This is a genomic window from Luteimonas sp. TWI596 (genome assembly GCF_039674105.1).
Lineage (GTDB): Bacteria > Pseudomonadota > Gammaproteobacteria > Xanthomonadales > Xanthomonadaceae > Luteimonas.
The window spans coordinates 1-21,496 of the sequence record NZ_JBDJMU010000033.1 but is presented as its reverse complement, the minus strand read 5'-3'; the positions used below and the strand labels follow the sequence as shown (position 1 = coordinate 21,496).

Genomic DNA, 21,496 nt, shown 5'->3' with positions numbered 1-21,496 from the left:
ACCAGCATCGTTGAAGGCATCAACAACACCATCAAGGTCATCAAGCGCCGTGCCTACGGGTACCGCGATCAGGAGTACTTCTTCCTGAAGATCCGCGCAGCCTTCCCCGGATTCAGCGATGAACCAAAAAAAAGCCCGCTTCCGGCGAACCGGTTACGGGCTTGCTCCCTCCCCCACGTCGGGTGCGGGGCGATATTGGAAGACTGGCGAAGCGGATGCACGCTGCAGTGCAAAACGATACTGACGGGTTCACCAACCCCCGCGCATTCAGGCTCAGGGCGCAGGAGGGGCAATCCGCGAGGTCCCGGCGCGCGCGACGCCCAGCGTCGTCTGGACAAGATCGGCGAGCGCCGACGCGGCGTCGGGTCGCCCGAGCCCGGCCGCCGCGCGCGCCGCGTCCGGCAGCGCCGTCGCAGACGCAAACGCGTCTTCGAGCAACGCGGCGAGCCGCTCGGCGCTCAGTTCGGCCTCGGGCATGCACCAGCCCACGCCCGCGGCGGCCAGGGCTTCGGCGTTGCGGCGCTGCTCGTCGCGCGAGCCGCCCTGCGGGATCGGCACCATCACCGCGGGGCGGCCGACCGTCAGCAGGTCGGCCGCGGTCGTTGCGCCGGCGCGGGTGACGACCAGATGCGCATCGCGCAGCCGCCCCCCCATATCGTCGAAGAACGGGCGGACTGTCGCCTCGATGCCGGCCGCACGCAGCGTGGCTTCGACCGCGTCGGCGCCCTCGCCTTTCATCTGTAGCGAGACGTGCAGCCGACGCCGCATCGTCTCGGGCAACCGCAGCAGCGCGGGCGGCACGACCTCGCCGAACACGCGCGCGCTCTGGCTGCCGCCCACGACCAGCAACCGCAACGGCGCATCGCCGTCGAGCGCAGGATAGTCGCCACGCGCAGCCAGGATCGCGGCGCGCACCGGGTTGCCGGTGTCGACGATGCGCATCGGATCGAACCCGTCGAGCCCGGCTGTCGCCGGGAACGAGGTCGCCACACCGGCGGCCAGCCGCAGCAGCTTCTGGTTGGCAAGACTCAGCCGCGCCCCCTGCTCGTGCAGCAGCAGCGGGCAACCCAGGCTTCTCGCCGCCAGCGCGGGAGCGAAGCTGGGATAGCCGCCGAATCCCACCAGCAGGCCGACGCCGCGCCGGCGCATGTCGCCGCGCGCCTGCCAGGCCGCACGCAGGATCGTAAACCCGGCGGCAAGCTTGCCGGTGACGCCGCCTTCGAGGCTGCGCGCCGGCAGCACGACGTGGTCGAGCCCGGCCAGTGCCTGGGTGTAGGCCGCGCCGCGACGCTCGGTGTAGATCACCACCGGATGCCCGCGCCGCTGCAGTTCCCGTGCCAGCGCCTCGGCCGGGAACAGATGACCGCCGGTGCCGCCTGCGGCGCAGGCGACGGCGGGAAGCGAGGTGCGGGCGACAGACGACGACATGGCGAATCCGGACGCGGACGGGGGCACGACTATAGCGAGCGCACGCGGCGCCGCGTGGTCCTGCACGATCCCGCCGCCCACGCGATAATCGGGGCTTCAACGCCACTGTGCCCGTCATGACCGAAGACCGTATCCGCAACGCCGCCCTGCGCAGCCGCATCGTCACGCCCGAGCAGGCAGCCGCGCTGATCGAGCCGGGCCAGACCGTCGCGATGAGCGGCTTCACCGGCTCGGGCTATCCCAAGGCGGTACCGGTGGCGCTGGCCGCACGCATCGAGCAGGTCCACGCGGCGGGGCAGCCGTTCCAGATCCGGCTGCTGACCGGCGCATCGACCGCGCCCGAGCTCGACGGCGCGTTGGCCAAGGTCGATGGCATCGCGCTGCGCCTGCCGTTCCAGAGCGATCCCGAGGCGCGCCGCCGCATCAACGACGGCAGCCTGGCCTACATCGATGCGCACCTGAGCCACGTCGCCCAGCACGCGTGGTTCGGCTTCTATGGCGATATCGACGTGGCGGTGATCGAGGCGGTGGCGATCCGCGAGGACGGCACCATCGTGCCGTCGACCTCGGTCGGCAACAGCAAGACCTGGCTGGACCTGGCCAAGCGCGTGATCGTGGAGGTCAACGAGGTGCAGCCGCTCGCGCTCGAGGGCATGCATGACATCTACTACGGCACCGCGCTGCCGCCGCAGCGTCGCCCGATCCCGCTCGAACACGCGGACGACCGCATCGGCGACACCGCGCTGCGCTGCGACCCGGACAAGATCGTCGCGGTCGTTCGCACCGCCGCCCCCGACCGCAACAGCCCGTTCAACCCGCCTGACGAGGCCAGCCAGCGCATCGCCGCGTCCCTGATCGAGTTCCTGCAGCACGAGGTGGCCAAGGGCCGGCTGCCCAAGGGGCTACTACCGCTGCAGTCGGGCGTGGGCAACATCCCCAATGCGGTGCTCGCCAATCTTGCCGACAGCGGCTTCCGCGATCTGACCGCGTTCACCGAGGTGATCCAGGACGGCATGCTCGACCTGCTCGAATCGGGTGTGCTGCGCAGCGCCTCGTGCACGGGCTTTGCGCTGAGCCCGGAGGCCAGCCTGCGCTTCGAGGCCAACATCGGCTTCTTCCGCGAGCGCATCGTCCTGCGCACCCAGGAGATCTCCAACCACCCCGAACTCGTCCGTCGCCTGGGCTGCATCGGCATGAACGGCATGGTCGAGGTCGACATCTACGGCAACGTCAACTCGACCCACATCATGGGTAGCCGCATGCAGAACGGCATCGGCGGTTCGGGCGATTTCGCCCGCAACGGCTTTCTGTCGATCTTCATGAGTCCGAGCACGGCCAAGAACGGCACGATCTCGTCGATCGTGCCGATGGTCAGCCACGTCGACCACACCGAGCACGATGTCTCGATCGTCGTCACCGAGTACGGCCTGGCCGATTTGCGCGGGCTCTCGCCCAAGCAACGCGCGCGGGTGCTGATCGACCGCTGCGCGCATCCGGACTATCGCGACGCGCTGGAGGACTACTTCGCGCGCGCGCTGCGCGACAGTTACGGCAAGCACACCCCGCACCTGCTGCCCGAGGCGCTGTCCTGGCACCAGCGCTGGCTCGACACCGGCGACATGCGCGCCGCGCGCTGAGCCCAAGGCGTCCCGGACCGGCCGCGTCGGGCTACGGCCCCGGCTGCGCCTGCAGCCAGGCGAGCTTGCGGGCGCGCGGCTGGCGCTTGAGCTGCCATTCGGCGCGCGAAGCGCTGGCGCGATCGGCATAAGGCCGGCTGGCCAGCAGCCGCACCGGCGGGTGCGCCCGTGTGTACTTGGCGCCGCGGCCGGTCGCATGCGCTCTGAACCGCGCGTCGAGATCGGTGGTAATGCCCGCATACCAACTGCCGTCGCGGCATTCGAGCAGGTAGAGGTGCCAGGGCTGCGCGGTGGTCATGGCCGGATCATCGGCGGCGCGATGCGCGAGCGTCAATCCAGCCGGTCGAACGCGAACAACCGGGCCAGCGGATGGCGACGACGCTCGATGCCGGCGCGCAACAGGCCGGCACCGAGCATCGAATAGGTGATGCCGTTGCCGCCGTAGGCCATCGCGTAATGCACGCGCGGGCCGGTCGCCGGATGCGGGCCGAAGAACGGCAGGCCGTCTTCGGTTTCGGCGAACGTGCCGGCCCAGGCGAAGGTCGGTTGCAGATCGAGCGCCGGCCAGAGGGCCTGCACCCGCTTCATCAGCCGGTGCGCCTTCTTGTCGACGCGCGCATCGCGGCGGGCGGGCACGTCGACCGCGTCGTCCTCGCCGCCGATCAACAAGCGGCGGTCGCCAGTGGTGCGCAGGTACAGGTACGGCCGCGCCGTCTCCCAGACCAGCAACCGCGCCAGCCGCTCGGGCAAGGCGTCGTCCAAGGGATCGGTGACGAAGGCGTAACTGCTGCGGTTGCGCGCCACGCGCTTGGGCAGCCAGTGCTGACTGGCGTAACCGGCCGCGACGACGACATGACGCGCACGGACGTGGGTGCCGGCGTCGGTCGTCGCGAGCACGTCGCGGCTGCGCGCCTGCAGGTCCACGACCTGGGTGCGGTCGTAGACGCCGGCACCCCGCCGGGCCAGCCGCGCCAACAGCCGCGAGGCGAAGCGGTAGGGATCGACCTGGGCGGCCTGCGCGCTGAGCAACGCGGCCGGCGCTTCGAACCCGTAGCGCGCCTGCACCGTGGGCCCGTCGAGGTACTCAATGTTGAACCCATGCCGACGACGCGCAACATATTCGTCCCGCAGCGCCGACACGTCGCGCTGCCGGCTGGCGTAGTAGAGGCTGCCGGTACGCTCGAAGTCGACGTCGCGCACGTCGCGGGCGATGCCGGCGAGCAGGTCGATCGCCTCGCCGCAGGCGCGGTAGGCCAGCGCCGCGTCGTCCTCGCCGTAGCGCTGCGCCAGGTCCACCAGGTGGGTATCGATCTCGTACTGCAGCAGCGCGGTGCTCGCCGCGCTGCTGCCCCAGGCGACATCGCGCTGTTCGAGCACGACGACCTCGTGGCCGTGCGCCGCCAGTTCGTCGGCGATCAGCGCCCCGGTGATGCCGCCACCGATCACCAGCACGTCGCACCGCAGGTCCTGATCGAGCTTGGGGAATGCATGCATCAGGCCGTTGCGGACGGCCCAGAACGGATAGCCGCTCTTGAGATCCATGGCTGCATCATCGAGGAAGATGGCGCAGCCTATTGAGCGCCGTGTGAGCGCCGTGCGGAGACCGCTCCGCCTCACCGCCGAGGCGTCGAGGCGGCAGACCGCCTAGACTGCGCCCCCCGCTCTCCGCCGTGCCGCCCCGATGTCCGATCCCGCCCTCGCCGCCCCGCCCCGCCAGGATCCGGACGTGATCGTCCTGGGGGCGGGCGCGGCCGGGTTGATGGCGGCGATCGCGGCCGGCCAGCGCGGTCGCCGCGTGTTGGTGCTCGACCGCGCCAACAAGGTCGGCAAGAAAATCCTGATGTCGGGCGGCGGCCATTGCAACTTCACCAACACCGGCACCACGCCAGCGCAGTACCTGTCGTCGAACCCGCACTTCTGCAAGTCCGCGCTGGCGCGCTACACGCCGCAGGATGTCATCGATCTGGTCGACCGCCACGGGATCGCCTGGCACGAAAAGGAGCTCGGGCAGTTGTTCTGCGATGGGTCTTCGAAGCAGATCGTGCGCATGCTGCTCGACGAGGCGCAGGCCGTTGGTGTGCAGGTCCGCACGCATTGCGCGGTGCAGCTACCGCGCGCAGTCGAGGGCGGCTTTCGGCTCGAGACCGCGATCGGCACGCTGCACTGCGCTTCCTTGATCGTGGCGACCGGCGGGCTGTCGATCCCGAGCCTGGGCGCGAGCGGCTTCGGCTACGAGATCGCACGCGCGTTCGGGCATGCCCTGCTCCCCACGCGTGCCGGCCTGGTGCCACTGACCCTCAGCGGCAAGCACCAAGAGCGGCTCGCCGAGCTGTCGGGCGTCGCACTCGACGTCGAGGCCGGCTGCAACGGCGCCACGTTCCGCAACCGCATGCTGATCACCCATCGCGGCCTCAGCGGCCCGGCGATCCTGCAGATCTCTTCCTATTGGCAGCCCGGCGACGACCTGCGCCTGGACCTGCTGCCGGGCCGCGATGCGCTGGCGTGGCTGCAGGCGCAGCAGGCCGAGCGTCCGGCATCCGAACTGCGGACCGTGCTGGCCGACGTGATGCCGCGCCGGTTCGCGCAGCGGCTGTGCGAGGTGTGGCTGGCGAGCCGGCCGATGCGGCAGTACACACCCGCGCAATTGCACGACACCGCGGCGCTGTTGCAGGCCTGGCCGCTGGTCGCCAGCGGCACCGAGGGCTACCGCACCGCCGAGGTCACGCTCGGCGGCGTCGACACCCAGGCGGTGTCGTCGCGCACGCTCGAATCGCGGCACGCGCCGGGGCTGTACTTCGTCGGCGAGGTTCTCGACGTGACCGGCTGGCTGGGCGGCTACAACTTCCAATGGGCCTGGGCATCGGGCATGGCGGCCGGCAGCGCCGCTTGAGCGCGTCAGCGCACGATCGCGCGCACTGACGTCGCCCAGGCGGCGGTCACGCAGCCTGCGCGTCGGCCCGGCTTCGGCGGGTCCGGACCGCGTCGGCCAGCCGGTCGAGTACGTCGACCGTCGTGGCCCAGTCGATGCAGCCATCGGTGATGCTCTGGCCGTAGGTCAGCGTCCGACCGGGGGCGAGCGGCTGCTTGCCGGCGACCAGGTGACTTTCGATCATCGTCCCTATGATGCGCCGCTCGCCGGCGGCGATGCGGTCGGCGATGTCGGCGATCACCGCGGGCTGGTTGTCGGGATTCTTGCCACTGTTGGCATGGCTGGCGTCGACCATCAGCGCCGGGCGCAGACCGCTGGCGACCAGTACCTGGGCCGCGGCCTCGACGCTGGCCGCGTCGTAGTTGGGCCGAACGCCACCGCGCAGGATCACATGGCAATCCAGGTTGCCGGCGGTGGCGGCGATCGCGCAGCGGCCGTCCTTGCCCACGGCGAGGAAATGATGGGAGTGGGAGGCCGCGCCGACGGCATCGACCGCGATGCGCACGTCGCCGCCGGTGCCGTTCTTGAAGCCGACCGGGCACGACAGCCCCGACGCCATCTCGCGATGCACCTGGCTCTCGGTGGTACGGGCGCCGATCGCGCCCCACGCGACCAGGTCGGCGAGGTACTGCGGGCTGATGATGTCGAGGAACTCCACGCCGGCCGGCAAGCCCAGGGCGTTGACGTCGCGCAGCAGGCTGCGCGCGAGCCGCAGCCCGCGGTCGATGCGGAAACTGCCGTCCAGATCGGGATCGTTGATCAGCCCCTTCCAGCCGATCGTCGTACGCGGCTTCTCGAAGTACACGCGCATGACCAGCTCCAGCGCATCGCCGTGCGTGTCACGCAGCGCGCGCAGGCGATGCGCGTAGTCCATCGCCGCGACCGGGTCGTGGATCGAGCACGGGCCCACGACGACGATCAGGCGGTCGTCATGGCCGTGGAGGATGGCATGGCAGGCCGCACGGGCATCGGTGACCGTCGATGACATCGCCTCGTCGCAGGGCAGCTCGGCCAACAGCTGCATCGGAGGTGTCAGCGGCTGCAGGTCGCGGATACGCAGATCGTCGGTATGGGGGGGCATGCGGAAAGATCCTGGAAGAAAGCGGGAGAACGGGCATGAAAAAAGCCGCCAGGGTCGCTGGCGGCTTTCAGGGATGCGTGTGAACCGAGATCGTCAGGGTACGCGCAGGCCTTCCACCGCCGGGGGCGTGGGAAACCAATACCAACGATAGAAGGCGGCGACGCGGTTCATGGCGCCAGTGATAGCACGTCGAACCCGGCAATGCGACGGTTGCATCTGCGACCATCGCATCCCGGCCTCACCTGGGCAGTAGCGGCGGCCGCCCCTCGTACCAGTCGCGGGCGCCGGCGATATGCAGCGTGCGCTCGCCGCCCTGCAGCTCCACGCCCAGCCCCAGCACGCCCCAGCGCGCGTACAGATCGCCCGCAGGATGGCCGTCGTCGATCCGCAGCCTGGCCTTCAGATCGACCCGATCATTGCGCGCCTCGATGCGATCGAACACCAGTTCCTTGTCGCGCATGCGCAAGTCGCCCGTCGCATGGACCTGGCCGGCGTCGACCAGGTTGCCGATCCAGCGCGGCAGCACGCGACGCTCGGCGAACAGGCCCAGCAGCACGCTGATGTCGCGCATGTCGACCTGGCCGCGCCCGGTCACCTCAAAAGGCTCGCGCCATTGCAGCGTGCCCTGCTCGAGCGCCAGACGCGCCCACCACGGCGACGCTTTCCCACTCGACTCGCCTTCCATCCGCACGCCGTCCAGGCGCGCGGCCACCGAATCGATCGTGTAGTGGCGTCCTGTCTTCTGTGCCCGCGTCAGGCGGCTGTCGAGCGCCACGTCGCCGGTCAGCCGCGAGGGCCCGAGCGCCACCCGGACCCCGCTGCCACGCACCTGCAGGCGCCCGCTGGCCATTTCGCCGGCGTTGTCCAGGCGCAGGTCGCCACTCGCCTGTCCGCTGCCGCCCAGCAGGCGTGCGCTGTCCCCGGGCAGATAGCGGTTGAAGCTGCGCAGGTCCGGCACCTGCGCATCGTCGAACCGCAGGCGCGCCTCCAGCCGTTCGTGGAATTCGGCCAGCGGGCCGCTGGATGCAAGATCCAGGCGCAGGTCGCGCCCGCGCAGATCGACACGCTCAGGCGAGGCCTCGGACGCCAACGTGAAGCGATCCATCTCGATCGCGACTGTGGTCCGGGGCGCTTCGTCCTCGGCCGCCTCCATGCGCATCGTGGCATGCGCGGCCCCTTCGAGTCGGTTGTCGAGCACCCGGGCCCGCACGCGCGCGTCGCGCACGTCGATCCGGCTTCCGGGCCGCAGCTGCCCATGCTGCAGCGCGAGGGCAGCCTCGAGGTCGGCCCGTCCATCGAAGGACAGCCAGTCGAGGTCGTCGAGCAGCACGTCGACCCAGCGCAGGGGCACCGCCGGCCACTGCGTCTCCACGGTACCGCCCAGTGCACGCAGAGGACGCAGCCAGTCGTCCGGACCGAGCCTGCGGTCGTCGACGCGCAGGTCCGCGCGCAGCCAGGGCGTACCGGTCGAAGGTGCCGGCACCCGGGCCGCGAGCGCGATCGCATCGGGCGCGGTCCGTAGCGCGACACCCAGCGGATGGCGCAACGCCGTCCCGTCCGCGCCGCGCGAGAACACCGGCGCCGACCAGTCCAGCCGGCTGCCGGGCATCAGGACGCCGCGCTCGAGCCGTAAGTCAGCGCGCAGGTGTCCGGAGCTCGCAGCGGTCCCGATCGGCAGTGCGTCGTCGTTGCGCGCGACCAGGTCAACGCCCGGCGCCGGACCGTCGACGCGCAGACGCAGATCGACCAGCACCAGCTTCTCCACGCCCTGCGCCTGTTCCCGGATGTGGGCCGGCATCGCGATCTCGAAGTCCAGCGCGCCCTCGCGCAGCAGCGCCACGTCGCCCACGCGCAGGGTCGCGTCGGGCATGCGCAGTGTCGAATGCCCGACCGCCATCGGCCCGCCCTGCAACTGCTTCTCGAACACGAATCGGGCGTCGCCGTGCCCGGTCACGCGGGCCTGGTAGAAATCGAAGCGCAACAGGCTCGGCGTGGTGATCGCATCGAAGCGCAACGTCCAGGGCTTATGGCCCGGTCGCACAGTGGTCGGCATGTCGTGCGGCGTGCGTGCGACGTGGACCGACACATCCTGCGCGCGGATGGTGCCGAACGCGACCTCGCGCCACAGCAGCGGCAACAGCTTGATCCGGCCGTCGGCGCGCGGCGTGGCGGCGGTCCACAGATTGGTGCGGGCATGCCCGCCCATCACCACGTCGCGCGCGTGGATGTGTCCGGGATACAGACTCATCGCCCAGGACCACTGCGCGTGGTAGCGCTCGGGCTTGCGATTGACCAGGCGTTCGCCCAGCGCGCTGTTGAGCAGCACGTTGGCCGCGATCAGATACAGCAGATACAGCGCCACGAGCAGGGTCACGCCCAGGCGCACCCCTCGCCGGTGCGCGCGGAGCCAGGAGGCGATCGTGGTCGTCATGGCGACAGCATCGCCGATGGCGGGTGACGGCGCCCAACACGCGACGCCGACGGGGCGGTGGCGCCATGCCGCCACTGCCCCAGGAGGACCGGCCCAAACAAAAAGACCCCCGCTTGCGCGGGGGTCCGGGGTGTCGCGATACGACGCAGGCGCTGGATCAGAAATCCATGCCGCCCATGCCGCCCATGCCACCGCCAGGCGGCATCGCCGGCTCGTCCTTCTTCGGCAGCTCGGCGACCATGGCTTCGGTCGTGATCATCAGACCGGCGATCGACGCGGCGTTCTGCAGCGCGGTGCGGGTGACCTTGGTCGGGTCCAGGATGCCGAACTCGACCATGTCGCCGTACTCGCCATTGGCGGCGTTGTAACCGTAGTTGCCGGTCCCGCCCTTGACGTTGTTGACGATGACCGACGGCTCTTCGCCGGCGTTGGTCACGATCTCGCGCAGCGGGGCTTCCATCGCACGCAGCGCGATCGCGATGCCGTGGTTCTGGTCTTCGTTGGCACCCTTGAGATCGGAGATCGCAGCCAGCGCGCGGATCAGCGCGACGCCACCGCCGGGGACCACGCCTTCCTCGACCGCTGCGCGCGTGGCGTGCAGGGCGTCTTCGACGCGGGCCTTCTTCTCCTTCATTTCGATCTCGGTCGAGGCGCCGACCTTGATCACCGCCACGCCACCGGCCAGCTTGGCCACGCGCTCCTGCAGCTTCTCGCGGTCGTAGTCCGAGGAGGTCTCCTCGATCTGCGCCTTGATCTGCTTGATGCGCGACTCGATCGAACCGGTGTCGCCGGCGCCGTCGATGATCGTGGTGTTCTCCTTGGAGACCTGCACCTTCTTGGCGCGGCCCAGGTCGTTGATCGTCGCCTTCTCGAGCGACAGACCCACTTCCTCGGAGATCACGGTGCCGCCGGTCAGCACGGCCATGTCTTCGAGCATCGCCTTGCGACGGTCGCCGAAGCCCGGCGCCTTGACGGCCACGACCTTGACGATGCCGCGGATGGTGTTGACGACGAGCGTGGCCAGAGCCTCGCCCTCGACTTCCTCGGCGACGATCAGCAGCGGCTTGCCGGCCTTGGCCACGCCCTCGAGGACGGGCAGCAGGTCACGGACGTTGGAGATCTTCTTGTCGTGCAGCAGGATGAACGGATCGTCGAGATCGGCGGTCTGCGACTGCTGATTGTTGACGAAGTACGGCGACAGGTAGCCGCGGTCGAACTGCATGCCCTCGACGACGTCGAGCTCGTTCTCCAGGCCCGAGCCTTCCTCGACCGTGATCACGCCTTCCTTGCCGACCTTCTTCATCGCGTCGGCGATGATCGTGCCGATCGACTCGTCGGAGTTGGCCGAGATCGTACCGACCTGGGCGATCGCCTTGTCGTCGGCCGTCGGCTTGGACAGGTTCTTGAGCTCGGCGACGGCGGCCTGCACCGCCTTGTCGATGCCGCGCTTGAGGTCCATCGGGTTCATGCCGGCGGCGACGGCCTTGGAGCCCTCGCGGATGAACGCCTGGGCGAGCACGGTCGCGGTCGTGGTGCCGTCACCGGCGTTGTCGGACGTCTTGGAGGCGACCTCCTTGACCATCTGCGCGCCCATGTTCTCGAACTTGTCGGCCAGTTCGATCTCCTTGGCGACGGACACGCCGTCCTTGGTGATCGTCGGCGCGCCGAAGCTCTTTTCGAGCACGACGTTGCGGCCCTTCGGGCCGAGGGTCGCCTTGACGGCATTGGCGAGCACGTTGACGCCGCGCACCATCTTGGAGCGTGCGTCTTCGCCGAAGCGGATTTCCTTAGCAGCCATTGAAAACTCCGGAATTGAAATAGGGGATTAGGGATTTGGAAAAGCGCAGGACGCGGACGATTCGCGAGGCGCGAAAATGGGCGTTGACCGCCTCGATTCCCCACTCGCGAGGCCTGACGCCCCCGCTTTCGATCAGCCAACGATCGCGAGGATGTCGTCTTCCTTCACGATCTTGTATTCGATGCCCTCGGCCTTGTAGGCGCTGCCCGAGTACTGACCGTAGATCACGATGTCGCCGACCTTGACCTTCGGCGCGCGCACGCTGCCGTTGTCCAGGGCCTTGCCTTCGCCGACGGCGACGACTTCGCCCTTGGTGGGCTTTTCCTTGGCGTTGTCCGGGATCAGGATGCCGCCGGCAGTCTTCTCTTCGGCCTCGACGGGCTTGACCACGACGCGGTCGTACAGCGGCTTGAGATTGCTCATTCCAACCCTCTCTAAGTGATTGATTGTGAAGAAAACGGGCCCGAATTCTAGCACTCGCCCATGGGGACTGCCAGAACGCGCGGCGCACGCACCCTGGCAAGCCAGGGACGCGACGGGAGATGGGTGCGCGCTGCGGCTTTACAAGGGGCCGCGCAGAAAAATCTTGAGGCCGTTGAAACGCGAGACCCCGGCGCAGCGCCAGGGCCGGTGTGCGTTCCAGCAGTGGTTCAGCGGAAGCGCCAGGCGGCAACGAGCATCGTCTCGCCGTCGTTGGGCTGCTTGATGCTGGCGTTGGAGATGTGGCGGGCCAGCAGCGAGAATCGCTGCCAACGCCAGCCGATGGTGCTCACGAACTGCGGATTGCCCGACAGCGCATCGGTCTCGCCGATCTGCACACCAACGCCGAAGCCGGCGGTGAACCCATTGTCGCGCTCGTAGCGTGCGCCACCATGGATCACGCCGGTGTCCTCGTCGAGATCGAAACGGGTATCGCCGCGCGCTTGGATGTAGACGCCGCCCAACTCCCAGCGCAGCACACCATGGGCGGTGCGCCGCCACTCGGGCAACCACGCCAGAGTGACGACCGCGGTAGTCTCATTCTCGCGCGTGGCCGAGGCGCCGACGCCGACATCGATGGGGGAAGCCGCCTGAGCGGCAAGCGGCGCGGCCAGCGCGAGACCGGCAGCGAGAACGAAAGACGAGCGAAGGCGCATGGTGGACCGCCGAGACAGCGTAGGGGGGGAGGAAAATTAAGTATACCGGCGAGTTCACTAATCGTGATCCGCGTGGACTGCCCACCAGCGGGATAGACCATCCCTGACTGGCCAACGCAGCGTCGCGCCGGCGTCGTGCATACCGCGTGCACGATGGACACCGAACCGATACCTTGGCCGGATGCCTGTGCTGACTTGCCTCAACAGCTGCCCGGACGAGGCCACGGCCCAGCGCATCGCACGCGCGCTCGTCGATGCCCGGCTCGCCGCCTGCGTCAGTTTGGTCCCGGGCGTGACCTCGATCTACCGCTGGCAGGGCCGAGTCCAGACCGATGCCGAGGTCCTGCTGGTGATCAAGACCACCGCAGACCGACTCGAGGCGCTGACCGAACGGCTGCGGGCGCTGCATCCTTATGACGTCCCCGAGCTCGTCGCGCTGCCGGTCGCCGGCGGACTGGCCGATTACCTGCACTGGGTCGAGGCCGAGACCGCACCGATCGAGGCCGGCGACGCGGACTGAACCTGGCGTTGGGCATCGCGCGGGGCGGCCTGCGATACTGCCGCGATGCGTACGTTCTTCCCCGCCTCGTTCCTATCCCAGGCTGCGCCCCTCCGCCGCCAGGCGTCCCGCACCTGGCATGGCCTGCTCGCGGCTGCGCTACTGGGCACGATGTCGCCCGCCGCTGCCGTCGACTTCGACGATGTGCTGCCGGTCGATGACGCGCTGGCGCTCTCGGCCACGGCGGTCGCCCACGACCGGATCGAGATCCGCTGGAAGATCGCCGACGGCTACTACCTGTATCGACACCGCACCGCGGCCCAGGTGCCCGACGGCAGCTTCGGTGCCGGCACGCTGGCGCTGCCCGATGGCCACCGCCACATCGACGAATTCTTCGGCGAAGTCGAAACCTACCGCGATCGGCTGATCGCGACCCTGGACGGACACCCGGCCGCCGGCACACGCCGCGTCGCACTGCAGGTCAAGTACCAGGGCTGCGCCGACGCCGGCATCTGCTACCCCCCGCAGACCCGTACCCTCCAAGTCGCCCTCCCCCAACCAACACCCGGGTCAGCGTCGGTTTTCTCGCGAACTGATGCGACGGCGCCTGCTGCAAAAAGCGACACTGACCCCGGTTTTGCGGCGCTGGGGCGGGCGCTGTCGGGGACGGGCGATGCGCTGCCCGCCGAACGCGCTTTCGCCTTCGAGGCGATTGCGCAGGATGGCGACACCATTCTGATGCGCTTCACCCCGGCGCCGGGCTACTACCTCTATCAGGACCGCAATCGCTTCACGATCGAGGGGGCGTCGGGTCTGCGCGCCGGCCAGCCACGCTGGCCCACCGGCAAGGCGCATCACGACGATCATTTCGGCGCGGTGACCGTGTACTTCGACCAGGTCGACGTGCCGCTGCCGGTGCTGCGCCGTCGACCCGATGCCGCCGACGTCGAGGTGGTGGCGACCTTCCAGGGCTGCCAGACCGATGGCATCTGCTACCCGCCGATGACCCGTCGCGTCCCGGTGGCGCTGCCTGCGGGCACGACGACGGCCGCTGCGGCCACGCCGGCTGCAGCCCCCCCGGTCGCCGATGCCGGCTCGACGGACGCCGCCGAGACGAGCCAGGTGCCTGCCGCCATCGCCCCGGCCGCACCGTCCTCGTCCGAAGATGCCCCTGACGCCGCGACCGGCAGCGATGCGGTCGCCGACAACGCCGCACGCACCCGCCCCCCCGCCGCGCCCCGCACCGGCCTGCTGGCGGCGCTCGCGCTGGCGCTGCTCGGCGGCCTGGTGCTCAACCTGATGCCCTGCGTGCTGCCGATCCTGTCGTTGAAGGTGCTGGGCCTGGCGCAGAGCGGCGGCAGTCGCGCGCGGGCCCGGGCACATGCGCTGTGGTACACGGCCGGCGTCCTGGTCGCATTCGCGGCGGTCGGCCTGCTGGTGCTGGCGTTGCGCGCGGCAGGTCAGGCGCTGGGCTGGGGCTTCCAGTTGCAGCAACCCTGGTTCGTGGCTGCGCTGGTGTATCTGATGTTCGCGGTCGGGTTGAGCCTGTCGGGGGTGTTCACACTCGGGGGCCGGGTCGGCAATCTCGGCCAGGCGCTGGCCGCGCGCACCGGGCCCAGCGGCGACTTCTTTACCGGCGTCCTGGCCTGCGTGGTCGCCAGTCCGTGCATCGCCCCGTTCATGGGCGGGGCACTGGCCTACGCGTTCGCCGCGCCCGCGACACTCGCGCTGGCGGTGTTCCTGATGCTGGGCCTGGGCCTGGCGCTGCCGTTCCTGTTAATCGGGCTGGTGCCGGCGCTCGCCGATCGCCTGCCCAAGCCAGGCGCGTGGATGGAAACGTTCAAGCAGGCGCTGGCGTTCCCGATGTATCTGACCGTGCTGTGGCTGCTGTGGGTGTTCGGACGGCAGTCGGGCGTGAACGCGATGACGCTGCTGCTCGCCGGTCTGGTGCTGTTCGCGCTCGCGCTGTGGTGGTTCGAACGGCGTCGCTGGACCGGCGGTGCGGTCTCGCGCGGGCTGGCGCTGGGCCTGCTGCTGGTGTCGCTGCTGCCGGCCGCCTACGCGGTGCGCTATGCACCGTCGGACACGCCCCGCGCAGTGGCCACCGACACGGACGATGAGGTCGCGTACTCGGCGCAACGCCTGCAGGCACTGCGCGAGGCCGGGACGCCGGTGTTCGTCAACATGACCGCCGACTGGTGCGTGACCTGCAAGGCCAACGAACGCCGCGTGCTGTCCCAGCCAGCGTTCCTCGAGGCCCTGACCCGGTCCGGGGCGACCTACATGGTCGGCGACTGGACCAACGTCGACCCGCAGATCGGCGCGTTCCTCGAGGCGCACGGCGCCGTCGGCGTCCCGTTGTACGTGGTCTACCCGCGCGGCGGCGGCGATGGCGAGGTGCTGCCGGCGCTGCTGAGCGAGGCGGTGGTGACGAGCGCGCTCGAACGCGCGGGCGCCGCACAGTGACGCGGCGTGGCGGCACGCTGGCGATCATCGCGGTCGCCATCGTGGCCGGCGGACTGGGCGTGCTCGCCAGCCTGTTCGTGTCCGGCCCCGGCCCGCTGCTCGGCACCGAGGCCGGCCAGCGTCTGTACAACGATGCGCTGCTCGCCGCCGCCGAGCCGCCACCCGCCGGCGTGACCGTGGCCCGGCGCGGCGAGCCGGTGCCCGGCTTCGAGATCGCGCTGCTCGACGGCAGCCGGCTGCAACTGCCCGACGCCTATGACGGGCGCCCGCTGCTGGTGAACCTGTGGGCCAGTTGGTGCGGCCCCTGCATCGAGGAGATGCCCGAACTCGACCGCTTCGCCCGCCAACAGGGCCCAGACGGCGTGCAAGTGCTCGGCATCGCGCTCGACGATGCCGACGCCGTACAGGCGTTCCTGACGCGCATCCCGGTCGCCTACCCGATCGCGATCGACGCTCCGGGGCCAGCCGATGCCGGCGTGCGTCTGGGCAATCCGCGCGGGGTGCTGCCCTACACCGTGCTGATCGACGCCGACGGGCGGGTGCGCAAACAGCGGATCGGCCCGTTCGCGCACGGGGAAACCGAGGACTGGGCCACCCGCTGAGCGGCGAAATCAAACGGCCGTTTAAAATCGCCGAACGTCTGCGAACTGGACAGCAATGGAGACATCACGCAGACTTCGCGCACTTCCCGCACCCGGTGCCCGATGGCGTCGATCCTCGTCCTGCATGGCCCCAACCTCAACCTGCTCGGCACGCGCGAGCCGGAGGTCTACGGCCATGCGACGCTCGCCGACATCGACGCGATGCTGCGCGAGCGCGCGACCGCCGCCGGTCACACGATCGACAGCCTGCAGTCGAATGCCGAGCATGTGCTCGTCGACCGGGTCCAGGCGGCGCGCAGCGACGGCACCGCGATGATCCTGCTCAACCCTGCGGCATTCACCCACACGTCGGTCGCGCTGCGCGACGCCCTGGCCGCGGTCGCGATCCCGTTCATCGAGATCCACCTGTCGAATCCGCATCGCCGCGAACCATTCCGGCACACCAGCTACTTCAGCGATCTGGCCACCGGCGTGGTCTGCGGCTTCGGCGCCGACAGTTACCGCTATGCCCTCGATGCCGCGCTGCGCAGGCTGGAGCCTGCCGCATGACGCACCATGGCGCCGCACCTGCCGTGCTGCTGGCGTGCATCGCGGCCGCCTGGCCGCTGTCGGCATCGGCCGACACGCTGACCGACGCCGATTGCGCCGAGCCGATGTCGACCGACAGTGCCGCATTGCGCATGTCTGCCGAGTCCGTACGCCTGGATACGGCGCTCGAGGCCGCCCAGGCCGCCACTGTCGCGGCGATGGCGGCCCCCGCCGGTTGCGACGGCGCCTGCGACGCCGCGGCCGCCGCGCTCCAGGACGCACACAGCGCCTGGCAGCGCTTCCGCGGCCGGGATGGCGACGCCGTCTACGCCCTCGCCATCGGCGGCAGCTCTCGCAACGACGCCCGCCTGACGTGCCTGATCGACCCCACCCGTCTTCGCATCGGGCAGTTGCAGCAGCTTCGCGCGCTGTAAGCCTGCCCGCCATTCCGCCGACAACCACGAGGCCCGCATGGATCTCCGCAAAATCAAGAAGCTCATCGACCTGCTCGAAGAGTCCAACCTGACCGAGATCGAGATCAAGGAAGGCGAGGAATCGGTCCGCCTGTCGCGCACCTCGGCTGCGGCCGCGCCGGTGGCCTATGCCCCGGCCCCGGCGGCCCCCGCTCCGCGCGCGCCCGAGCCTGTCATGCCGATGAGCTCCCCGGTCGATGCCGCCACCGGCGGCACGCCCAAGGCCGGCGACGACCTGCCGCCCGGCCAGGTCACCAAATCGCCGATGGTCGGCACCTTCTACGCCTCGCCCGCGCCCGACAAGCCGGCATTCGTGTCGGTCGGCCAGCAGGTCAAGGCTGGCGACACGCTGGGCATCATCGAGGCGATGAAGATGTTCAACCCGATCGAGGCCGAAACCTCCGGCACGGTCGTCGCGATCCTGTGCGAAAGCGGCCAGCCGGTCGAGTTCGATCAGCCGTTGTTCGTGATCGGCTGAGGCCGCCCCGATGCTTGAAAAAGTCGTCATCGCCAACCGGGGCGAGATCGCGCTGCGCATCCTGCGCGCGTGCCACACGCTCGGCATCCGTACGGTCGCGGTGCATTCCACCGTCGATCGCAACCTCAAGCACGTGGCGATGGCCGACGAGTCGGTCTGCATCGGCCCGCCGCCGTCCAACCGCAGCTATCTCGACATGCCGGCGATCATTGCCGCCGCCGAGGTCACTGACGCCCAGGCCATCCACCCTGGTTACGGCTTCCTCAGCGAAAACGCCGATTTCGCCGAACGCGTCGAGCAGTCGGGCTTCGTGTTCATCGGCCCGAAGGCCGAGACCATCCGATTGATGGGCGACAAGGTCGAGGCGATCCGCGCGATGAAGGAGGCCGGCGTGCCCTGCGTGCCGGGCTCGGGCGGCCCGCTCGGCGACGACCCGGCGACCAACGTCAAGATCGCGCGCGAGATCGGCTACCCGGTCATCGTCAAGGCGGCCGGCGGCGGCGGCGGGCGCGGCATGCGCGTGGTCCACACCGAAGCGGCACTGGTCAACGCCATCGCCACGACCAAGCAGGAAGCCAAGGCCGCGTTCGGCAACGACATGGTCTACATGGAGAAGTTCCTGGAGAACCCGCGCCACGTGGAGATCCAGGTGCTGGCCGACGGCCAGGGCGGCGCGATCCATCTGGGCGAGCGCGATTGCTCGATGCAGCGCCGGCACCAGAAGGTCGTCGAGGAAGCACCCGCACCGGGCATCACGCCCGAGGCGCGTGCGCAGATCGGCAAGGTCTGCGTGGATGCGTGCATCCGCATCGGCTATCGCGGCGCGGGCACGTTCGAGTTCCTCTACGAGAACGGCCGCTTCTACTTCATCGAGATGAACACCCGCATCCAGGTGGAGCACCCGGTGACCGAGATGGTGACCGGCATCGACCTGGTGCGCGAGCAGCTGATGATCGCCTCGGGCCACAAGCTGTCGATCCGCCAGGAGGACGTGGTGCTCACCGGCCACGCCATCGAATGCCGCATCAACGCCGAGGACCCGGAGACCTTCCTGCCCTCGCCCGGCACGATCCTGCACTTCCACGCCCCCGGCGGCCCGGGCGTGCGCGTCGACACGCATGTCTACGAAGGCTATGCGGTGCCGCCGAACTACGACTCGATGATCGGCAAGCTGATCGTGCACGGCGCCGACCGCGAGCAGGCGATCTGCCGGATGCGCGTGGCGCTGTCGGAAATGGTCGTGGACGGTATCAAGACCAACATCCCGCTACAGCAGCGGATCATGCGCGATCAGGGCTTCCACGCGGGTGGCCAGAACATCCATTACCTGGAAAAGCGCCTGGCCGAGCGCAAGAACAAGACGCTGGCCATCGGCTGAGGTCGCCACCGGCGCGCGCAGGCCGCGCGCCGGTGGTCGTCAGGGCTCGCGGTCGGGAAACGCGCGCCGCAAGGAGGCATCGAGCCGGATCGGTCGGGCCCAGCGGTCATAGCTCGCCACCAGGCCGCGCTTGACCCGCACGACCGGCTCGCCGCCCGGCGGCACATCGAGGCGCTCGAGCACGCTGACCCAACCGCCGCTGCGATCGCGCCGCCAGTGCGCGGCGATTTCCCGGCAGGACCGCCCCAACGCCCGACCCACGGCGCAGGCGAAGTAGACATCGCCGGCGCGCATGCCCGCCTCGTCGAGCAGTTGTTCGACCAGCGCCCGCGGCGCGACCTGGTAACGCGCGACCTCGTCGACGAACGCGTCCCGATAGCGCGCCGCATACAGATCGACATCCGCCAGCCAGGTGTCGAGCCAGGCGTCGCCGGTCCCAAGATCGGGCACCGCGTCTTCGACAGCGTCTGCAGAGTCGGCGGCCGCTGCAGCATCCTGGGCCGATGCCGGACACGCGACACAGGCCAGCAGCAGGAACGACAGGCACACAGCAGCGGATGGCAGGCGCACGGGCGGTTACTCGAGGCGGAATCAGGTCGGATCGTGTCGCGGCTTCGACGCCGCCGCGACGCGCGAGAGCCGACGATAGCCCAACACCGCAAGCGAGGACACCCGCAGATGGAGCCGCATCGAGCCACCACGCGCACGCCGCGCATGCTGCGCTGGGGCATCGTGGCCTGCGTCGTGGCACTGGGCCTGGGCGCCTACTGGATCGCACTCGATCACGTGGCCACGCGCGTCGGCCAGGACGCCGAGAACAGCCTGCGCAACGTACCGCGCAACGACGACACGCGGCACCGCGCCGATTGATCGCAGCCTGCGGCGACGCCATCGGCCTTGCCGCGTACGACCACGAGGCGAGCCCCGAAACGCGGATCGCCGCCCGAAGGCGGCGATCGCTGGACTCACGCCCGGTTGGGCTGATGCTCGATCACGCCCTCAGCGCCAGCCGCCCCGACGCCCCCGATCCTGGCGCGGATCGTAGTAGTACGTGGTGCAGCGGCCACGGCGGTCGCATTCGGTCCGGCCACGCGCGCGCTCATGGTGGCGGTGGCGCTCGGCGGCATAGCGCGGCGGACCATGGTGGTGGCGGCCGTAGCTGCGCGGCGCGGTACGGTAGTACACCGGCCGGCCGTAGCGATCGTAGGACACGCGCAGGCGATCGTCGTCGCGATAGCGTCCGCGCCTGTCGTAGGCCGTATCGCCCCGCATGACGACATCGGCAATGTCCACGATCACCTGCACGAGGTCGTCGTTCGCGCGAGCCTGCGTCGGCACTGCCAGCGTAGCGGCCAAGCCGGTGGCCAACGCGGCCGGCCACATCCAGCGAGTCAGGGTGTTGGATGTCATCGGTCTCTCCTCACGACGCGGCCGCCACCGCGGCGGCCTGTGCCCCCAACATGCCGTGTTCGAAATGAATCGTCGTGCAATATTTCGCGCGCTGCGCCGATGCCGCCATGCCGCGTAAACAACGCATTCAAATTGGAAACGGTTACGCCCGTTCGGCGCGTGTGTCAGGCGCTCAACGCAATGCGATCGCCTGCGCCGCCAGGTCGACCACTGCCTCGGGCAGACGATCCGGCGTGGCGACCTCGCGCATACGCTCGCGGCCTTCGACGATGTCGGCCTGGGTCTCGTGTGTCCAGGTCGTACGGTAGGGCATATAGACGCCCCAGCCGCCGAGGGCGAGGACCGGCGCGATGTCCGAGCGCAGCGAGTTGCCCACCATCAGGAAGGCCCGCGCATCGATATCGAACTCGGCCAGCACGCGCGCATAGGTCGCGGCGTCCTTCTCGCTGACGATCTCGATGCGACCAAACAGGTCCGACAGGCCCGAGTCGCGTACCTTGGCTTCCTGGTGGAACAGGTCGCCCTTGGTGATCAGCACCACGTCGAAGCGCTCGGCCACGGCCGCCACCGCGTCGCGGATGCCGGGCAGCAGTTCGACCGGGTGCCGCAGCAGCGCCTTGGCCATTTCGACGATGCGATGGAGATCGGCCGCGGCGATCCGTCCGCCGGTGATCTGGGTCGCCGATTCGATCATCGACAGCGCCATGCCTTTCACGCCGTAGCCGAACACCGCGATGTTGGCGGTCTCGACCGCGTACAGCGCGTCGGCGACACGGCCGTCGGCCAGATCCACATAGCGCCCGACGATCCGCTCGAACTCCAGTTGCGCCTCGTCGAAATAGTCCTGGCTGCGCCAGAGCGTGTCGTCGGCATCGAAGCCGACCAGTCGGATGCCATGGGTCATCGGCGCATTATGCCGGCAGCCATCGCCCCTCGTCGCGGACATCGACGCGCAGGATCGTTTCACGACAGCATGGCGAGACGATCCGCATTCGCCCAGCGCGGCGCACTGCGCCTGGGAATGTGCCATGCGTGAACCCGCTCTGCTCTAAAAACCGGGGTCAGAGTGCAATTTCGCCTCGCGAAATTGCACTCTGACCCCGGTTTTTTTAAGGTTCTTCGCAGATTAGCGGGGAGTCCTTTGCCAGCCACCGTTACGCTTGATGCCTGATTCCAGGGCGCAAGGGTGAGGGGATGTTCGACCGGAAGACGATCAAGAGGC

21 protein-coding genes and 1 pseudogene are annotated in these 21,496 nt (G+C 69.4%); 11 read left to right on the top strand and 11 right to left on the bottom strand.

Going from position 1 to position 21,496, the window contains the following annotated elements; all coding sequences use genetic code 11:
• Positions 1 to 111 (top strand): annotated as a pseudogene (locus ABE487_RS16590) (transposase); the annotation flags it as partial.
• Positions 112 to 273: 162 nt separating this feature from the next.
• Here the strand turns inward: ABE487_RS16590 and ABE487_RS16585 are convergent.
• Positions 274 to 1,428, bottom strand: a complete 1,155-nt coding sequence (locus ABE487_RS16585; protein ID WP_346449579.1) for a UDP-N-acetylglucosamine--N-acetylmuramyl-(pentapeptide) pyrophosphoryl-undecaprenol N-acetylglucosamine transferase — start codon at positions 1,426 to 1,428, stop codon at positions 274 to 276.
• A 116-nt stretch (positions 1,429 to 1,544) separates the two neighbouring features.
• On the opposite strand from ABE487_RS16585, the gene ABE487_RS16580 reads away from it, so the two are divergent.
• Positions 1,545 to 3,065: an acetyl-CoA hydrolase/transferase family protein gene (locus ABE487_RS16580; RefSeq protein ID WP_346449581.1), complete on the top strand. Its 1,521-nt coding sequence runs from the start codon at positions 1,545 to 1,547 to the stop codon at positions 3,063 to 3,065.
• A 31-nt stretch (positions 3,066 to 3,096) separates the two neighbouring features.
• On the opposite strand, the gene ABE487_RS16575 is transcribed toward ABE487_RS16580, so the two are convergent.
• Together ABE487_RS16575 and ABE487_RS16570 are read right to left on the bottom strand one after the other, a co-directional pair.
• Positions 3,097 to 3,363, bottom strand: coding sequence for a GIY-YIG nuclease family protein (locus ABE487_RS16575; RefSeq protein ID WP_346442911.1), 267 nt, complete (start codon positions 3,361 to 3,363; stop codon positions 3,097 to 3,099).
• Positions 3,364 to 3,395: 32 nt separating this feature from the next.
• Positions 3,396 to 4,607: an FAD-dependent oxidoreductase gene (locus ABE487_RS16570; protein WP_346449583.1), complete on the bottom strand. Its 1,212-nt coding sequence runs from the start codon at positions 4,605 to 4,607 to the stop codon at positions 3,396 to 3,398.
• A 139-nt stretch (positions 4,608 to 4,746) separates the two neighbouring features.
• Between ABE487_RS16570 and ABE487_RS16565 the strand changes: the two genes are divergently transcribed.
• Positions 4,747 to 5,955 carry an NAD(P)/FAD-dependent oxidoreductase gene (locus tag ABE487_RS16565; protein ID WP_346449584.1) on the top strand — a complete coding sequence of 403 codons (1,209 nt, stop codon included), beginning with the start codon at positions 4,747 to 4,749 and terminating at the stop codon, positions 5,953 to 5,955.
• A gap of 46 nt (positions 5,956 to 6,001) precedes the next feature.
• On the opposite strand, the gene ABE487_RS16560 is transcribed toward ABE487_RS16565, so the two are convergent.
• The 5 genes from ABE487_RS16560 to ABE487_RS16540 all read right to left on the bottom strand — a co-directional run bounded on the left by ABE487_RS16560 (position 6,002) and on the right by ABE487_RS16540 (position 12,440).
• On the bottom strand, positions 6,002 to 7,075 hold the full coding sequence (locus ABE487_RS16560) for a 3-deoxy-7-phosphoheptulonate synthase (protein ID WP_346449586.1): 1,074 nt from the start codon (positions 7,073 to 7,075) through the stop codon (positions 6,002 to 6,004).
• A 238-nt stretch (positions 7,076 to 7,313) separates the two neighbouring features.
• Positions 7,314 to 9,506 carry a hypothetical protein gene (locus ABE487_RS16555; RefSeq protein ID WP_346449588.1) on the bottom strand — a complete coding sequence of 731 codons (2,193 nt, stop codon included), beginning with the start codon at positions 9,504 to 9,506 and terminating at the stop codon, positions 7,314 to 7,316.
• A 157-nt stretch (positions 9,507 to 9,663) separates the two neighbouring features.
• Positions 9,664 to 11,304, bottom strand: coding sequence for a chaperonin GroEL (groL, locus tag ABE487_RS16550; RefSeq protein WP_346442902.1), 1,641 nt, complete (start codon positions 11,302 to 11,304; stop codon positions 9,664 to 9,666).
• Positions 11,305 to 11,436: 132 nt separating this feature from the next.
• Entirely contained in the window at positions 11,437 to 11,727 is a 291-nt protein-coding gene (groES, locus tag ABE487_RS16545; RefSeq protein ID WP_183427860.1) for a co-chaperone GroES, read from the bottom strand.
• A 227-nt stretch (positions 11,728 to 11,954) separates the two neighbouring features.
• Positions 11,955 to 12,440 (bottom strand): acyloxyacyl hydrolase, encoded by a 486-nt coding sequence (locus ABE487_RS16540; protein ID WP_346442899.1) that lies wholly within the window; start codon positions 12,438 to 12,440, stop codon positions 11,955 to 11,957.
• Positions 12,441 to 12,621: 181 nt separating this feature from the next.
• Here ABE487_RS16540 and cutA point away from each other — a divergent pair, with 181 nt between their 5' ends.
• The 7 genes from cutA (at position 12,622) to accC (ending at position 18,864) form a co-directional block, all read left to right on the top strand.
• Positions 12,622 to 12,960, top strand: a complete 339-nt coding sequence (gene cutA / locus ABE487_RS16535; protein ID WP_346449590.1) for a divalent-cation tolerance protein CutA — start codon at positions 12,622 to 12,624, stop codon at positions 12,958 to 12,960.
• A gap of 150 nt (positions 12,961 to 13,110) precedes the next feature.
• Positions 13,111 to 15,405 (top strand): protein-disulfide reductase DsbD, encoded by a 2,295-nt coding sequence (locus tag ABE487_RS16530; protein WP_346449602.1) that lies wholly within the window; start codon positions 13,111 to 13,113, stop codon positions 15,403 to 15,405.
• On the top strand, positions 15,402 to 16,007 hold the full coding sequence (locus ABE487_RS16525) for a TlpA disulfide reductase family protein (protein ID WP_346449592.1): 606 nt from the start codon (positions 15,402 to 15,404) through the stop codon (positions 16,005 to 16,007). Before ABE487_RS16530 ends, ABE487_RS16525 begins: the two co-directional genes overlap by 4 nt.
• Positions 16,008 to 16,109: 102 nt before the next feature.
• On the top strand, positions 16,110 to 16,556 hold the full coding sequence (gene aroQ, locus ABE487_RS16520; protein WP_346449594.1) for a type II 3-dehydroquinate dehydratase: 447 nt from the start codon (positions 16,110 to 16,112) through the stop codon (positions 16,554 to 16,556).
• Positions 16,553 to 16,969 (top strand): lysozyme inhibitor LprI family protein, encoded by a 417-nt coding sequence (locus ABE487_RS16515; protein WP_346449595.1) that lies wholly within the window; start codon positions 16,553 to 16,555, stop codon positions 16,967 to 16,969. Before aroQ ends, ABE487_RS16515 begins: the two co-directional genes overlap by 4 nt.
• Positions 16,970 to 17,006: 37 nt before the next feature.
• Positions 17,007 to 17,486 carry an acetyl-CoA carboxylase biotin carboxyl carrier protein gene (gene accB / locus ABE487_RS16510; protein WP_346442889.1) on the top strand — a complete coding sequence of 160 codons (480 nt, stop codon included), beginning with the start codon at positions 17,007 to 17,009 and terminating at the stop codon, positions 17,484 to 17,486.
• 10 nt (positions 17,487 to 17,496) lie between these two features.
• On the top strand, positions 17,497 to 18,864 hold the full coding sequence (gene accC, locus ABE487_RS16505; RefSeq protein WP_346442887.1) for an acetyl-CoA carboxylase biotin carboxylase subunit: 1,368 nt from the start codon (positions 17,497 to 17,499) through the stop codon (positions 18,862 to 18,864).
• Between the two features lie 39 nt (positions 18,865 to 18,903).
• On the opposite strand, the gene ABE487_RS16500 is transcribed toward accC, so the two are convergent.
• Entirely contained in the window at positions 18,904 to 19,434 is a 531-nt protein-coding gene (locus tag ABE487_RS16500; RefSeq protein ID WP_346442886.1) for a hypothetical protein, read from the bottom strand.
• A 108-nt stretch (positions 19,435 to 19,542) separates the two neighbouring features.
• Here ABE487_RS16500 and ABE487_RS16495 point away from each other — a divergent pair, with 108 nt between their 5' ends.
• Positions 19,543 to 19,734: a hypothetical protein gene (locus ABE487_RS16495; RefSeq protein ID WP_346449597.1), complete on the top strand. Its 192-nt coding sequence runs from the start codon at positions 19,543 to 19,545 to the stop codon at positions 19,732 to 19,734.
• A gap of 129 nt (positions 19,735 to 19,863) precedes the next feature.
• Here ABE487_RS16495 and ABE487_RS16490 read toward each other — a convergent pair whose 3' ends face one another.
• Entirely contained in the window at positions 19,864 to 20,274 is a 411-nt protein-coding gene (locus ABE487_RS16490; RefSeq protein ID WP_346442882.1) for a hypothetical protein, read from the bottom strand.
• Positions 20,275 to 20,446: 172 nt separating this feature from the next.
• Positions 20,447 to 21,178 (bottom strand): HAD family hydrolase, encoded by a 732-nt coding sequence (locus tag ABE487_RS16485; RefSeq protein WP_346452710.1) that lies wholly within the window; start codon positions 21,176 to 21,178, stop codon positions 20,447 to 20,449.
• Between the last annotated feature and the right edge of the window lie 318 nt (positions 21,179 to 21,496).

What these genes read in the sequence shown, in the direction of transcription:
- ABE487_RS16585 (WP_346449579.1), bottom strand. Translation starts at nt 1,428, where the DNA reads ATGTCGTCGTCTGTCGCCCGCACCTCGCTTCCCGCCGTCGCCTGCGCC.
- ABE487_RS16580 (WP_346449581.1), top strand. Translation starts at nt 1,545, where the DNA reads ATGACCGAAGACCGTATCCGCAACGCCGCCCTGCGCAGCCGCATCGTC.
- ABE487_RS16575 (WP_346442911.1), bottom strand. Translation starts at nt 3,363, where the DNA reads ATGACCACCGCGCAGCCCTGGCACCTCTACCTGCTCGAATGCCGCGAC.
- ABE487_RS16570 (WP_346449583.1), bottom strand. Translation starts at nt 4,607, where the DNA reads ATGGATCTCAAGAGCGGCTATCCGTTCTGGGCCGTCCGCAACGGCCTG.
- ABE487_RS16565 (WP_346449584.1), top strand. Translation starts at nt 4,747, where the DNA reads ATGTCCGATCCCGCCCTCGCCGCCCCGCCCCGCCAGGATCCGGACGTG.
- ABE487_RS16560 (WP_346449586.1), bottom strand. Translation starts at nt 7,075, where the DNA reads ATGCCCCCCCATACCGACGATCTGCGTATCCGCGACCTGCAGCCGCTG.
- ABE487_RS16555 (WP_346449588.1), bottom strand. Translation starts at nt 9,506, where the DNA reads ATGACGACCACGATCGCCTCCTGGCTCCGCGCGCACCGGCGAGGGGTG.
- groL (WP_346442902.1), bottom strand. Translation starts at nt 11,304, where the DNA reads ATGGCTGCTAAGGAAATCCGCTTCGGCGAAGACGCACGCTCCAAGATG.
- groES (WP_183427860.1), bottom strand. Translation starts at nt 11,727, where the DNA reads ATGAGCAATCTCAAGCCGCTGTACGACCGCGTCGTGGTCAAGCCCGTC.
- ABE487_RS16540 (WP_346442899.1), bottom strand. Translation starts at nt 12,440, where the DNA reads ATGCGCCTTCGCTCGTCTTTCGTTCTCGCTGCCGGTCTCGCGCTGGCC.
- cutA (WP_346449590.1), top strand. Translation starts at nt 12,622, where the DNA reads ATGCCTGTGCTGACTTGCCTCAACAGCTGCCCGGACGAGGCCACGGCC.
- ABE487_RS16530 (WP_346449602.1), top strand. Translation starts at nt 13,111, where the DNA reads ATGTCGCCCGCCGCTGCCGTCGACTTCGACGATGTGCTGCCGGTCGAT.
- aroQ (WP_346449594.1), top strand. Translation starts at nt 16,110, where the DNA reads ATGGCGTCGATCCTCGTCCTGCATGGCCCCAACCTCAACCTGCTCGGC.
- ABE487_RS16515 (WP_346449595.1), top strand. Translation starts at nt 16,553, where the DNA reads ATGACGCACCATGGCGCCGCACCTGCCGTGCTGCTGGCGTGCATCGCG.
- accB (WP_346442889.1), top strand. Translation starts at nt 17,007, where the DNA reads ATGGATCTCCGCAAAATCAAGAAGCTCATCGACCTGCTCGAAGAGTCC.
- accC (WP_346442887.1), top strand. Translation starts at nt 17,497, where the DNA reads ATGCTTGAAAAAGTCGTCATCGCCAACCGGGGCGAGATCGCGCTGCGC.
- ABE487_RS16495 (WP_346449597.1), top strand. Translation starts at nt 19,543, where the DNA reads ATGGAGCCGCATCGAGCCACCACGCGCACGCCGCGCATGCTGCGCTGG.
- ABE487_RS16490 (WP_346442882.1), bottom strand. Translation starts at nt 20,274, where the DNA reads ATGACATCCAACACCCTGACTCGCTGGATGTGGCCGGCCGCGTTGGCC.
- ABE487_RS16485 (WP_346452710.1), bottom strand. Translation starts at nt 21,178, where the DNA reads ATGACCCATGGCATCCGACTGGTCGGCTTCGATGCCGACGACACGCTC.